Annotated in this window: 12 protein-coding genes; 3 read left to right on the top strand and 9 right to left on the bottom strand. The window is 60.3% G+C overall.

Features of this window, described 5'->3' with window-relative positions:
- Window positions 1-32: 32 nt before the first annotated feature.
- Both B0G69_RS35520 and B0G69_RS35515 read right to left on the bottom strand, forming a co-directional pair.
- Window positions 33-1,292 (bottom strand): putative Na+/H+ antiporter, encoded by a 1,260-nt coding sequence (locus B0G69_RS35520; protein ID WP_121324752.1) that lies wholly within the window; start codon window positions 1,290-1,292, stop codon window positions 33-35.
- A gap of 482 nt (window positions 1,293-1,774) precedes the next feature.
- Window positions 1,775-2,260, bottom strand: a complete 486-nt coding sequence (locus B0G69_RS35515) for an SgcJ/EcaC family oxidoreductase (RefSeq protein WP_121324751.1) — start codon at window positions 2,258-2,260, stop codon at window positions 1,775-1,777.
- 511 nt (window positions 2,261-2,771) lie between these two features.
- On the opposite strand from B0G69_RS35515, the gene B0G69_RS35510 reads away from it, so the two are divergent.
- Window positions 2,772-2,984, top strand: coding sequence for a hypothetical protein (locus B0G69_RS35510; protein WP_121324750.1), 213 nt, complete (start codon window positions 2,772-2,774; stop codon window positions 2,982-2,984).
- Here B0G69_RS35510 and B0G69_RS35505 read toward each other — a convergent pair.
- From B0G69_RS35505 to B0G69_RS35495, 3 genes are all read right to left on the bottom strand, one after another.
- Window positions 2,981-3,172, bottom strand: a complete 192-nt coding sequence (locus B0G69_RS35505) for a hypothetical protein (RefSeq protein WP_121324749.1) — start codon at window positions 3,170-3,172, stop codon at window positions 2,981-2,983. The genes B0G69_RS35510 and B0G69_RS35505 overlap by 4 nt on opposite strands.
- A 629-nt stretch (window positions 3,173-3,801) precedes the next feature.
- Window positions 3,802-4,974, bottom strand: a complete 1,173-nt coding sequence (locus B0G69_RS35500; protein WP_121324748.1) for a monovalent cation:proton antiporter-2 (CPA2) family protein — start codon at window positions 4,972-4,974, stop codon at window positions 3,802-3,804.
- 515 nt (window positions 4,975-5,489) lie between these two features.
- The gene (locus tag B0G69_RS35495; RefSeq protein WP_121324747.1) at window positions 5,490-5,702 is read right to left on the bottom strand and encodes a DUF2964 family protein; all 213 of its coding nucleotides are present in this window, start codon (window positions 5,700-5,702) and stop codon (window positions 5,490-5,492) included.
- A 283-nt stretch (window positions 5,703-5,985) separates the two neighbouring features.
- Here B0G69_RS35495 and B0G69_RS35490 point away from each other — a divergent pair, with 283 nt between their 5' ends.
- On the top strand, window positions 5,986-6,975 hold the full coding sequence (locus tag B0G69_RS35490) for a hypothetical protein (RefSeq protein WP_241991639.1): 990 nt from the start codon (window positions 5,986-5,988) through the stop codon (window positions 6,973-6,975).
- 1,082 nt (window positions 6,976-8,057) lie between these two features.
- A complete protein-coding gene (locus B0G69_RS35485; protein WP_241991695.1) occupies window positions 8,058-8,273 on the top strand; it encodes a hypothetical protein in 216 nt (71 codons plus the stop codon).
- Between the two features lie 596 nt (window positions 8,274-8,869).
- On the opposite strand, the gene B0G69_RS35475 is transcribed toward B0G69_RS35485, so the two are convergent.
- The 4 genes from B0G69_RS35475 to B0G69_RS35460 form a co-directional block, all read right to left on the bottom strand.
- Window positions 8,870-9,382 (bottom strand): hypothetical protein, encoded by a 513-nt coding sequence (locus B0G69_RS35475; protein WP_121324744.1) that lies wholly within the window; start codon window positions 9,380-9,382, stop codon window positions 8,870-8,872.
- 37 nt (window positions 9,383-9,419) lie between these two features.
- Window positions 9,420-9,872, bottom strand: a complete 453-nt coding sequence (locus B0G69_RS41655; RefSeq protein ID WP_347232537.1) for a hypothetical protein — start codon at window positions 9,870-9,872, stop codon at window positions 9,420-9,422.
- A gap of 167 nt (window positions 9,873-10,039) precedes the next feature.
- Window positions 10,040-11,035, bottom strand: a complete 996-nt coding sequence (locus B0G69_RS35465; protein ID WP_121324743.1) for a 2-hydroxyacid dehydrogenase — start codon at window positions 11,033-11,035, stop codon at window positions 10,040-10,042.
- 75 nt (window positions 11,036-11,110) lie between these two features.
- Window positions 11,111-12,700, bottom strand: a complete 1,590-nt coding sequence (locus B0G69_RS35460; protein WP_121324742.1) for a TrkA C-terminal domain-containing protein — start codon at window positions 12,698-12,700, stop codon at window positions 11,111-11,113.
- Between the last annotated feature and the right edge of the window lie 74 nt (window positions 12,701-12,774).

The following is a 12,774-nucleotide window of genomic DNA, read 5'->3' as shown; positions in this document are numbered from 1 at the left end:
TTGGGCGCACTGCCGGACTGCGGTGCGGCAGCCTACAGCAAAAGCAGCGTTGCCGAGACGATGCACGTCGGCACGATGGCAGCGATCAACAGGCCGAGCAGGCTGACTGACTCATCACGGAATCCCTTGTGCACGATGGCGAGTCCTGCGGGATTCGGCGCGTTGGCGATCACCGTGAGACCGCCTCCAGCGACTGCGCCGGCCAGCAGCATGTACTTCGCCTGGTCCGGAAGGCCCGCGATCAGCGAGCCGAGATAGGTAATCGCCGCGTTGTCCATGATCGCCGTCAGGCCAAGCGCGCCGGCATAAAGTGCGTAAGCATCGAGCGATGCGACGACCGGCTGCAGCCACCATTGCTGCAATCCTCCGAGCACGACCAGGCCGCCGAGAAAGAACGCGACCAGCAGGCTCTCGCGCAACATCAGCGGCGACTGGTACTGCTCGTATGCCTGCGTGAAGCCCAGAAAGAAAAGCAGGAGGCCGATGAAGATAACCGGGTGATGGGCAGACAGCACCACCGCGACGAGAAAGCCGGTGTGTATCAGCGTGACGCCCGTCGGAACCGGAACCGCGGCGGCGGGCGCGTCGTTGCGCTCTGCATGCTTCGGGAGCTTGCGGTGCATGAATAGCAGCAGGCCTGTTGCGTTGACCAGCACGGCGATGGCCGCCTTCCAGCCAAACTGCGCCGCCATAAACGCGCTGTCCCATCCCCAGGCGGCGGCAACCATCAGCACCGGAGGTGCGGCATAGGCGGTCAGCGTGCCGCCGACTGACACGTTGACAAACAGCACTGCGAGCGTGAGATATTTCCAGTGTTCGGCGATCGGCAACCTGAAAAGCCGGTCTCGCAGTATCAGCGCCGCCAGCGTCATTGCGGCCGGCTCCGTGATGAACGAACCGAGCAATGGAACCACGGTCAGGGAAAGCCAGATGACGCCTGTTTCCGTCTTGACGGGAAGGACGCGCGCGATGTGCGACACGAGCGTCGTGACCGCGTCGAGAATGGGCCGGCTCGCGGCGATCACCATGATCACGAAGACAAACAGGGCTTCGGTGAAGGAGCGCGATTCAGCATAGGCCACAGCTTGCGCAGAACCGGCCAGCGCGACGATAGCCAGACACAGGATCAGGGCCCAGAGGCCGAAGACGACTTCCACTTCGCCGAGAAAGTGAAACAGGCCCGCGTGGTGCGGGTGCCGGTGGGCCAGAACCTCGAAGCGTTTCGCGAGGAGCGTATGGAGCAGGGCCAGTCCGAAAATGACTGCGCCGGCAATTTCAACTGAATGTGGCATCTGTTCGCATTGAATGGTGATGGAACGGACTCTGGAACGCACGCGGTTGGTGTTGCCGCCAGCCGGATCGCTGGCCTCGCTTGTAGGCGGCTCTCAGCGTAGCCACCACATCGTGCCGCGTATCGGTCCCGACGCGGGCACGCAGCCTGACCGTGTGGAGGCCGATCCTGAGCGCGTCGACTTCGAGAAAGCTTCCGGAGGCCGCCATGAAGTTTGCACTGCGAATTATTTGGGTCAATCCAGAGTTCTGGCGGCAGGGGCCCGACCGGCGCTTGAAATTCGTTGACCTCAAACGCTTATCGAGGGGCTAGTCGGACCCAATCGCCAGTTGACAGCTTTCATTGGTCCTATGAGCATTGGCGGCCGAAATTCCCCTCGATTCTGCGCGTGTAGCATGCGCGGCAGCAATTGGCGTGAGGCGTCTAACGCGCTCAGCCATTCACATCTGATCGCCTGGCACGGACCCGTTGTTCAATGGAGTGTTACTCCGGCATCGCCGACGAATGGTGATTGAGGATCTTCCACTCCCCATCAACCTTCTTGTATACGAATGTGTAGCGCGCGTGCACCTTCTGATGCTTGCCGTTCTTTGTCAGGTCGAACGTATAGACGCCCGTGTCCACCGCCGAGTTGTCGTTCAGCAAGCGGATCTCGCGGAGGTTGATCGTACCGTGCGGTTTCAGCTTCAGAAACTTCACGAAATAGTCCTTGATGCTTGCGGGAGTCGTGCGGACTTCATTGGAAACCGTTGGCTCCAGTACGGCATCGGGTGCGTACAGTCTGGCAACCGAGTCGGCGTCGCCCGTTGCGAGCGCCGCATTCCACCGATCGAACAGCGACGCGATTTCAGCTTCGCGCTGATCCGTCGGCGCCGCGGCGATTTCTCGATAGACCTTCGGTACGAGGGCTTCGCCCGCAAACACGCTAGTGCTGAAAACAACTGCGGCGGCGATCAAAATCTTCTTCATTTTTGCGTTCAATCCATTTAAACGAGAGCCAACGAGGAGTCCGGAAACTGCAGCCACCAGGCGCCTTAGGCTACAAGGGAACCTTTCAGGTATCGCCGCCTGCCAACGGCCAGCCAGCTATGTTGTCAGTCGACCTGTTTTTTGGCCGTACTGTGATATTAAACCCAATATTGATTTATTAGTCAACTATGATGTTAGAGTACGTTTTGGCCTCGTTGTTCGCAAACGCTTCGCGCGAACAGACGCCTGGTGACGTTGCAAGCGCGGAAACTCACGCGTCGACGCGCACCACGCAACGCTACGACCGACGTTCGAGCGCGATCCAGTTTGCGGAGGTTGAGCGGAATTCTTTATAGAAGTGGACAGATATTCAGCGTCAAATCCACGCCGGACTTCCGCCATTCGATCGTGCAAATCGAATGATGATCATGTAGCCGGCCTCCTCCCGCGGTTATGCGACGAGGGTTAAAGTCAGTTTGCAAAAACATACTTTGACCCTGCGGAGACCGACATGAACTATTGTGGCGTAGACCTGCATTCGAACAACCACGTGGTGAGCGTCAGCGACGAGAACGACAGGATCGTGTACCGGAAACGCCTGCCAAACAAGCTCGCGCAGATCGCGGCGGCGCTTGAACCGTACCGGCGCGAACTGGCGGGTGTGGTCGTTGAGAGCACGTACAACTGGTACTGGCTGGTGGATGGACTGGTGAACACCGGCTAGCGGGTAAGCTGGCCCATCCCGCTGCCATCAGGAAATACGATGGGCTGAAGCACAGCGGCGATTTCTCCGATGCGGCCTATCTGGCGCAATTGCTGAGACTCGGGCTGCTGCCCGAGGGGCATGTCTATCCGCGCGAAGAACGCGGCGCACGCGACCTGGCACGCAAGCGCATGCAACTGTTGCGCCATCGCACAGCGCACATCCTTTCGATCGAGGGCGTTCTGATACGGCAAACAGGGAGGACTAAATGGCGAGGCAGTCAAACGGCTGACGGCCGGCCAGCTCGATGAATTTGCCTTTGCGCCCGATGTGATTTACCGTCCTCCGCGGCGCCACGACTGCGCCTTCTTTCGCGCCAGGACCGACTCAGCGTCCGCTAAAAACAAATAACGACATCAACGTTGACGATAAAATCAACTTTAGGTGTAATGTCGCCACTCGTCGTCGACCGGCAATTTTACTCGTTGGTTTCATAAGCGATCCTTCGCATATCGCCTTTGCCTGACCCGCTTACCTTACTGCGACGGAACCATCCCGCTGACGTGGCGCGCCGGGCCGAAGCACTGAAATTTCGGACTAACCTTGCGACGATGCGCGCGGAGCGTGCAGCGCTGCTGGCACTGCGCAGCAGGGGTTCGCGTTCGTTTGACATTTTAAGTGGCGCTCCTTGTTGTTCTCAACTTTAGACACCGGCATCGCTGCCTCACCACCACCGCAACGCTGGGCGGGGATTAGACTATACCGACGACGAAACTGCGATGAGCGCTGAAGCGCGGCGAACAGATGAAGCACGACAGCCTCAAGCGGGGGTCGACAGCTATCCGGGCTCGCGACCGGTAAATGGCTGCAAGAGCCGGCGGTGCACGAGCAGCAGCAGAGGCGTTGAAACCATCGAGAGCGCGACGACCAACGTGACAAGCGACGACTGGCGCTGATCGATGACACGTGCAGCCAGTGAAGCGGCCATCACCACAAAGGCGAACTCGCCGCCTTGTGACAGCAGAATGGCAAAGTAGGCGCGTTGCGACGCCGGCACGCCAAATCTATTTGCAAGAAACCACTGCGCGATCGTCTTGATACCGACGAGTGCCACGACCAGTACCGCGACCCGTACCGGCTCGCGCATCAACACACCGAAGTCGATTGACATTCCCACGGCAATGAAAAACAAACCAAGCAACAAGCCCTTGAAGGGCATCATGTCGACTTCGACCTGGTGGCGATAATCCGAATCTGCAAGCAGTACACCCGCGACAAAGGCGCCCAGGGACATCGACAGATGAACGCTCTCCATGAGCAATGCGATGCCTACAATCCAGAGCAGCGCAAACGCGGTGAAAATCTCTGGGATACCGATGCTGGTGATCAAACGCAGCGCGACATGTAACAGGTAGCGGCCGACAAGAGCCACCGCAGCAAGCATGGCGAGTGCTTTCAAGGCGACGAGCCAACCCGGTTCCGCTACGGCAGTGGGTGCCGCCGGTCCAAGCAAAGGCAGGAGAGCAATCAGCGGGATGGCTGCCATGTCCTGGAACAGGAGAATGCCGAACCCGGCACGGCCCGTAGGCATGTCCATTAACTTGCGTTCCTGAAGTTCGGACATAACCATTGCCGTCGATGACAGCGAGAGTGCAAGTCCGCCCGTCAATGCGATTCGCCAGGGCAACCCTAACATCAGGAAAATCCCCAACAACGCCGCAGCGCAAACGGTCATCTGCATTGTGCCGTAGCCAAAGATAGTGCGGCGCATTGCCCATAGCGTGTCGACCCTCATTTCGAGTCCGATGACGAACATCATCAACACGATGCCCAACTCGGAAAAGTGGAGGATCGCGTCTATGTCCGTCACCAGCTTCAGTGCCCACGGACCAATGATGACGCCTGCCACTAGATAGCCAAGCACTGCCCCAAAACCGAGGCGAACTGCCAGTGGCACGGCGACCAGCGCCGCCGCAAGAAAGATGACCACATCGATCAGCAACTTCGTCACGTGCTGTCCTCCTGAACCGACATCACAAGTCGCGAAGAACTCATTGTGGCCAGCCATCGAATCTGGTCGCCAACCGCGAGAGACGGTTTGCCCGATTCGACCAAGGCTGCGGCTGCGGGCGATCTGGCTATGCGACGCCCGCTCTTGCGGCGGACCTGGACCCTTGGTTGGATAGGCTACAGATCGCGCCTGTTTAGGCGGCGGGCAAAATGTCAGCGGAACACCTCCCGATCAGGCGCGAGTATTAACTCTATGCGTTGCGTAGCACGGACGGTATAGGACCTTGGTCCAATCAAATATCAGGATGAACGGCCTACCGCATAGTTGCGGGAAGCCCATCCATACGACACTCGGATACTGGCCGACTAATGGAAGAGAAAAGCGTTATCGCCGTCCGGCAAGTCGTTGGCCTCTCACCGCACGCGAAAGGGGAGGCGCGCAGCAAGCCGCTCAGCCAATCGACGTTGCAGCGCCAGTCCGCTTAGGCAACGGCGTCAGGTCCTCTGCCGCATGTTTCAATCGAGGCGGTCGCGCTTGCCCGCTTCCCGCTGCGCGAGCGGATTGAGCGCGACAACGAACGTCGCGATGCCCACGACGAGCGCCAGCATGCCCCAACGAAATTCGACCGGAACCTCGTACAGCAAGCCGCGGATCGTCGCGTAAAGCCCGCCGAGCCAGACGAAAACACCAATCGACGCCCAAACCATACGACGCTCGGAACGTTTCATCGCAGCCTCCCGCCGACGGGAAACGAGATACCTATAGTTTAGGAATTCCTATGATGGTGCGTATGCTAAAAAAAACCCATATGATTCATTCGAACTGATCGTTTACGACATGTCTTGCGAGCATCCATCTAGTTGAGGCCTCGACTTACGGCACAACACCCACCTGAGCGAAACAGCGTGATAGTCCAGCAGCAACGGCGCGAAGCAACAAACCGTTGCGATGACTTGTCGAAGACAACCCGGCCGAGAAATCAGACGTTCACCCCTCAAATGGACACCGAACATGCCGAAGTCGATTCTTTTAGCGCGGCAGGCTCGCTCTCTGGCACCGGTGATCCTCGTGCTACTCGTACTGTTCCCGCTGTCTCGGGATCTGCGCGCACAAGGAACGCCGCCTCCGGCCCGAACTTTTGTCGGCGCCAACGTGAAGAACTACGCCGATGCCGTGCTCGCGATCATGTCGTACACGGCCGTGCCCGACGTGACGACCAGTTCGCTGTCGATCAATAACGCGGGCACCGGCAACCCGGGTTTCGGTCAGACGCAGCTCGGCGGCGGCTTTACGCTCAGCAAGTCGTTCCCGCTCTATCTCGAAGGCACGGTCGCCTATAGCCGTTACGATCCGACCTTTATCGCGACGGAAGGCGCACAGCAACGCCCGATTCCGACGCGATGGAACACTGTGAGCACGACGGTCGGCATCGGCTGGGATTTCCCGATCACGGACGAACTGCGTTTCCGGCCGATCCTGAACGGCATGGTCGGCCGCGTGGCAAGCGATCTGCACATCGGACAAACGGTGATCAACGAGAGGAACGATGCGAACCTGCAATTTCTCGACGGCGGTTCGCTCAATGCGTATGGTGCAGGCGGATCGCTGATGCTGGACTTCGAACACTATCGCGAACACTACGAGATCGATGTCGAATTGCGCGCGACCGACATCTATTTGCGCAGCTTCGGCGGATCGTCGCAGGCTGTGCAGGGATCGGCGACCGCGCAACAGGTCAGCCTGTGGGCGCGATGGCGGGCGCCTACGGGCCTCACGGCGCTTGAGCGGCCGCTGCGCTATGTGCTGGAAACCGCCTACTCGCACTATTTTGGCGAAAGCGCGGGCGTGCTTGGCTTCAACGACCTCACTTCAGTGGGCGTTGGACTGGAGCTCGACAGCGGCAGGTATCCGATCATCATCACGAGAACCCGGGCGATGGTGCGCTACGTGTTCGGCCGCAACGTGCACGGCGTGTCGTTCGGCTTCGCGATAAGTTTCTAGCAGCCGGGGCGGCGTGCGCGGCGCGCCGCAGCGCGCTATTGCTTTCGCACTTTCCAGTCGCCGTTGCGTTTCTTGCAGCCGGTCGGCGTTCAGGTCTGCGTCTGGGTCTGCGTCTGGGTCTGCGTCTGGGTCTGCGTCTGGGTCTGGGTCTGGGTCCGCCCCTTCGCCACCGCGACGAGCGTCACGCTGCGGCAGGGTCCCGTCACCATTGCTGGCGGTGGTTCTGCGCGGCACGGCCCCGTTGATACGCATGCCGCTACCCCTGCCACTGTTGTTCCATCGAGCGATGCCCCTCCTGTTCGATCTCGAGCGTCGTTTGCCAGGAGAGGTTGAGCGCTGCCTTGTTGCCTGGCGTCATGCAGGTAATGGGTGTCCTTCAACAAGCTCAGGTTGTTGGTGAAGGCGGTAGCCCCCACGCTGCGCGCTTCGGTAGGACCAAGGTCCGATAGTCGCTCCCTGTCTTGCTGGTAAGCTGACATACGGCATGTGCGCCCCTCGCGCCCGGTGCGTGGGCAGGTTTTGCGTTGCAGCCGCTCGTACCGTCGCGCATACCGCACCGGGATGTTCTGCGCAGGCTCGACGCGATACCCCTGACCGGCGAGCGCATCGCGCGCGAATGGCAAACCCTCGCGGATACAAGCCCGGGCGGCGCGCTCGCGCAATCCAGCCGTCCATGGCCGATGACGCACGCTGCATGCTCGCGCATGTCAGCCTCATCTGGGTTCGTTGCTGCAAGCGAACGGAGAAACTGCCGTACAACTCGTCACGCGATTTGCCCAGCGCATTTCGCGGCACTACGGCGAGCGGTCGCGCTGCCGACGGTGCGCCCTAGCGGGGCAGTGAGCGGCGGCAGATCGCCGAAGTGGGACCGACGGTCAACACGGCGGGCAACCCCGACAACGTTGCACGAAACTGAAGCGAGCTGATGCTGGCCATGCAATGCCGGCGTGCTCGCTCGACGGCAGGTGCAGATTCAATCGTTACCGGGATTGTTTTGATTGGATGCAGGTTTCGGGACATAGCCCATCGGAGATCACATCATGCCAGTATGGAACTCCCGGTTCACCACCGCGGTAACCGCGATGATCCTCACCACCTTGTCGGCGCAGTCGTGGGCCACTGAGCAGGCGCAACAACGCCGTGCTGGGCGTGACGTCCGCCAGGAAACACGGCAGGGTTCACGACACACCAAGCAGGAGTGCCGCGCCACAGATCAGAAAAGCAATTCGCAATGTCGGCAGGATAAGCGGCAGACAAAACAGCACGGGCGTCAGACAGCTCGCGATATCAAGTATTGAGTAGCGAGCGCCAGTCGCGAAAAACATGCCGTGCGCTTTTTGCATAATCGAACGCAGCGATCGCACTGTTCCCGCGGGCCCCGCTCTGCTCGCCGCGCATTGTGTACCTACTGCGCATTGCTTGCTCGCGCGACGCCACAAACGACAGACCGGCCGCCATTCACTGGAGGTCGCATGCCGGGATAAGAATTTGTGCGTTGCCGGACGTCGTATTCAATCGAGGAGAACAGGGATGACTCCATCGGGTAAGCGTCAATCATGCGCTCAGCGACAACGTCATACGAGCCGCGTCTGCGAAAGGCGTGGATATCATCTTCAAGGGCCTCCTGCTCATCAGCGTCTGCGCATTGTTGCTGCCATTGGCCGGCTGCCAGTATTACGCCGTACCGCCCGATGAGAGAAACGAATTGCTCGGCAGAAGTCCACTCTGCGCCAGCATCTTTCATCTGATCCTTTCTGATCACATGCATCAGTTCCGATGCTCGACACGATGATGCGGGCGCAAGGGGCACGCGGGCGCGCCGCCACGTTCGGATGACGCGGTCCCCCGCCGCGCTAGTGTGTCCAAGGGCATCTGCCCGCCTGTCGGTCTCCGTTCAAAGCCTGTTGCGCATGCTCGGATCGAATTGCGGGTCCGGCTGCTTTTGCGTTTGCCTGAGCACGCCCTGCGGGTCGAAATAGAAGTTGAAGATCATGTGGTAGATGTTGTTCTCCATGTACCGATACGACCATACCTCGCGATCCATCCGCTTGAAATGCGCCCTTTCGAACGGTCGACCGAACGCGACCAGAACATCGTTGCGCGTCCACTTGTTGACCTCGGCGCGATAGAACTCGTTTTCCTGAAGCACTTGCCGCACACCGGTCGTATTGCCCGACGCATCGAGATCGACGGCGGTGGTCGTCGTTCCCATGGGCTGCGTGGGCCACATGAGGCGCTTGCCGCCGTTGGGCAGATCGTATGTCTCCTTCGGCGGACCGAGCTTCGCGATAATCGCCTGCTCATTCATGCCGATTTGCACTCGCTGCTCCGGCTGTGCGCAAGCGCCGAGCACGAGCGCAACGGCGCACGCGCCATGCGTCAACGCGAATGCAATGGGTTTTCTCATCGTTGTCTCCCGCGTTTTTGCCCGGCTTGCGTTGGGGCTATTTCGTCGAGGCGGGTTCCACGGATATCGCGAGCGCCTCCGTATAGACCGCTTTCACCTGATTTCCCTTCTTTATGCGCCTAAGACGTTCAGGATCCTGCATGTGCAGATCCACCATTTCGCCGCGCGGCCGCGCAACGTCACGGTCTTCGCGTGCGGGTTGACGGCGACGACATCCGCGAGGATCGTCACTTCGCGGCCGAGTTCGCCGCCTGGCTTCGCTCCATGCGGCGCACGGTCGGCGCGATGCCTGCGCCTTCTCGTCGAGCAGGCTCAATGTGAGCGATTCACGATACTGCGCCGTCACGACATCGCCGAGCGCAAGCTGGTCGAAGTTGCGCGCCTCGTTCGTCACTTCGAGCTCCATCACTTTGCCCGAACGGGTTGTCAGCGTGACAGTGCGCATCGCGGGATCGACGCCATGTACAGTAGCGCCGTTCGCGTCGTGCACGATATCGACGTCGATTTGCGGCTCCGCGGAAAGAGCGCTTGCGGAGATCGCAACGCACGACAACACAAGGAGGCTCAGCCGTTTCATGATCCCACTCCCTGTTTGATCAACGCCGAACGGCAATAGTGGACGGCATGATCACTCCCTGCATGAACGCGGCTTTGCCTCTATCCCACCTTCACCTCATTCTGCAAAGGCAGACTCTTCTCGAACGCCGAGACGCTCTCCAGCGTGGTTTCGCAGATGGTCGTCAATGCCTCATGCGTCAGATAGGCCTGATGTCCGGTCACGATTACATTTGGAAACGAAACGAGTCGCTGAAAAACGTCATCGGTGATGATCTCACTGGAGAGATCACGAAAGAAGAGATTCCCCTCCTGTTCGTACACGTCGATTCCGAGCCCGCCAAGCTGCCCGGTCTTCAATGCGTCGATGGCAGCCCCCGTATCGACCAGCCCGCCGCGGCTCGTGTTGATCAGTATCGCACCCGGCTTCGCGCGTTTGAGCGTTTGCGCATTGATGACGTGGTGTGTCGCGGGGGTGAGCGGACAATGCAGCGAAATGATGTCGGCTTTCTCCCCGATCTCGCCAGGCGTTGCATAGCTCAGACCGAGCGCTTCAAATTCCGCAGAGGGGTACGGGTCAAAACCAATCACCCTGCAGCCGAAGCCGAGCATGATCCTGGCGAATACGCATCCGATCTTGCCCGTTCCAACCACCGCAACCGTCTTGCCGAAAAGGTCGAAGCCAGTCAGCCCGTCGAGCGAAAAATTCGAGTCGCGGGTGCGATTGTAGGCACGGTGCACCTTGCGGTTGACCGCGAGCAGTAGCGCTACCGCGTGCTCCGCCACGGAGTTCGGCGAATACGTCACGACGCGCACCACCTTCATGCCGAGCGTGGCCGCCGCTTCGAGATCCACGTTGTTGAAGCCCGTGCAGCGCAACGCGAGCAAACGCGTCCCACCCTCGTGCAGCGCGCTCAGTACTGGCGCGTCCGCCTTGTCGTTGACGAAGATGCAGACCGCACCGTAGCCGGCGGCAAGACCGACGGTGTCCATATTTAGCAAAACGTCGAAGTAATGCAGCTCGTGCTTGCCGCTTTTGTTGGCCTCGTCGAGATACCGGCGTTCATAACGCGTCGAACTGAAGATCGCCACTTTCATGATGCACTCCTTCTGTATCCGGTTGGACGTTCATTCGCCCGTGGCGCAAGTGCGCGCCGGTGCGCGCCGGTACGTTCAGCCCGCTGCAATCGCTATCGCGATCTGCACGAACAGCACCTTGACGATCGTCATCGACGGGAAAATCATCGCGTACATGATGTCGGGCTGATCCGTCGGCGCGACGCGGTTGGCGAAGGCGAGAATCGCCGGGTTGCCGGTCGCACCGCAGATCACGCCGACCGACGTATCGAACGACAGCCTGAAGATCCACAGGCAACAGATAGCCGTCACGCCGACGAGCACCAGGAGCGTTATCGCGCCATAAAGCAGCAGCAGCGGCCCGGCGGTGCCCACGGTCGCGACGAACTTGGGTCCGCAAGCGATGCCCACCTGTGCGAGGAAAATCGTGAGCCCAAGATTGCGCAGCACAAGATTCGCCGACAGCGGCATCACCCAGACGAACGGTCCGCTGCGGCGGACCTTGCCGAGGCACAGCGCGACCAGCAGCAACGCCGCGAGACCGAGGCTGAACGCGCCGAGACCGGGAAAACGCAGCGGGATCGCGCCGACCAACAGCCCGGCGGCCGCGCCGATGCCGAGGCAAATGAAACTGAGGTCGGCCGTGCTTTTGATCGAATCGCCGAAGAACGCGCGAACGCTCGCCTGATGCGCGCGATTGACGAGCAGGCCGACGCGGTCGCCCGCTTCGAGAATGAGGTCGGGAGTGGACAGCAGATCGGTGTCGCCGCGCCGCACGTGCGCGACCGCGCAGTTCACGCCGTCCGGGTAGCGCAAACTGCCGAGCGACATTCCGACGACCGAAGGATTCGAGGCGAACACGCGCATGTAGTCCAGGTCTTCCCGATGACTCGATATGCGCCCGGGCTGCAACTCGCCGCACAGTGCCGTTGCTTCGTCGAGCAGGCGGGGGTCCGTCGCGGTGAGGAGGAGCACGTCGTCACCACGCAGCGCGAAATCGTCGATGGTGAGCTGGTTGTGATGCGCGCGCCGCACTGCTGCGATTGCCACACCGGCAGGTAGGCGTGTCAATAGCTCCGACACCTTGAGACCGAAGAGACTGGCATTGCGCAGCGCGACTTCCGCAGTCTCCATCAACTTGGCCGGCGGCTTGCCTATGTTGACTTTGAGGGCCAGTTGCAGCGCGTAGATAAATAGAATCGGCCCGGCCACGCCGAACGGATAGGCCACGCTATAGGCCACCGCGGCATCGCTGCTCTTCATCGACGCGATGGCAACCTGCAGGCTCGCCGTGCTCGTGCCGCTGCCCGCGAACATGCCGAGGGCATCGGCGAGCGTGACGCCGAAATGAATGAAGCCGCAGGCGACGAGACCGGAAGCGATCACGCCGAGACATGCCGCCGCATTGGCCTTCATGCCCTCCCGGCTCGTGAGCCCGCGGAAAAATTGCGCACCATACTGAATGCCGATGCCATAAAGAAACATCAACAATCCGAGCGTGCCCAGCAACGCCGGCGGCGTGGATTTCGGCGCGAACGCGCCGACCGCCAGCCCAACGAACAGCACGGCCCCGGAGCCCAGAGCCACGCCTTTCACATTGATTTCGCCGACTAGGTAGCCCACCGCGATGGTCAGAAAGAGCGCGAACAGCGGCTGACTTTCGACGAAGGTTCTGACTGCATCCATGCCGCCCCCTGGTGATGGACAAAGCAACACCGCAGTACATCAATATTAAAGTCGCTTTGCCGCGCACCGTCCAG

This window comes from Paraburkholderia sp. RAU2J (assembly GCF_003634845.1).
GTDB classification, from domain to species: domain Bacteria; phylum Pseudomonadota; class Gammaproteobacteria; order Burkholderiales; family Burkholderiaceae; genus Paraburkholderia; species Paraburkholderia fynbosensis.
This window is presented reverse-complemented; position numbering and strand designations above follow the sequence as displayed.

Bases quoted from the DNA above. Each gene is read 5' to 3' on its own strand.
- B0G69_RS35475 (WP_121324744.1), bottom strand. From the start codon at position 9,382: ATGAGAAAACCCATTGCATTCGCGTTGACGCATGGCGCGTGCGCCGTT.
- B0G69_RS35465 (WP_121324743.1), bottom strand. From the start codon at position 11,035: ATGAAAGTGGCGATCTTCAGTTCGACGCGTTATGAACGCCGGTATCTC.
- B0G69_RS35520 (WP_121324752.1), bottom strand. From the start codon at position 1,292: ATGCCACATTCAGTTGAAATTGCCGGCGCAGTCATTTTCGGACTGGCC.
- B0G69_RS35510 (WP_121324750.1), top strand. From the start codon at position 2,772: ATGAACTATTGTGGCGTAGACCTGCATTCGAACAACCACGTGGTGAGC.
- B0G69_RS35515 (WP_121324751.1), bottom strand. From the start codon at position 2,260: ATGAAGAAGATTTTGATCGCCGCCGCAGTTGTTTTCAGCACTAGCGTG.
- B0G69_RS35490 (WP_241991639.1), top strand. From the start codon at position 5,986: ATGCCGAAGTCGATTCTTTTAGCGCGGCAGGCTCGCTCTCTGGCACCG.
- B0G69_RS35485 (WP_241991695.1), top strand. From the start codon at position 8,058: ATGATCCTCACCACCTTGTCGGCGCAGTCGTGGGCCACTGAGCAGGCG.
- B0G69_RS35460 (WP_121324742.1), bottom strand. From the start codon at position 12,700: ATGGATGCAGTCAGAACCTTCGTCGAAAGTCAGCCGCTGTTCGCGCTC.
- B0G69_RS35505 (WP_121324749.1), bottom strand. From the start codon at position 3,172: ATGGCGCAACAGTTGCATGCGCTTGCGTGCCAGGTCGCGTGCGCCGCG.
- B0G69_RS35495 (WP_121324747.1), bottom strand. From the start codon at position 5,702: ATGAAACGTTCCGAGCGTCGTATGGTTTGGGCGTCGATTGGTGTTTTC.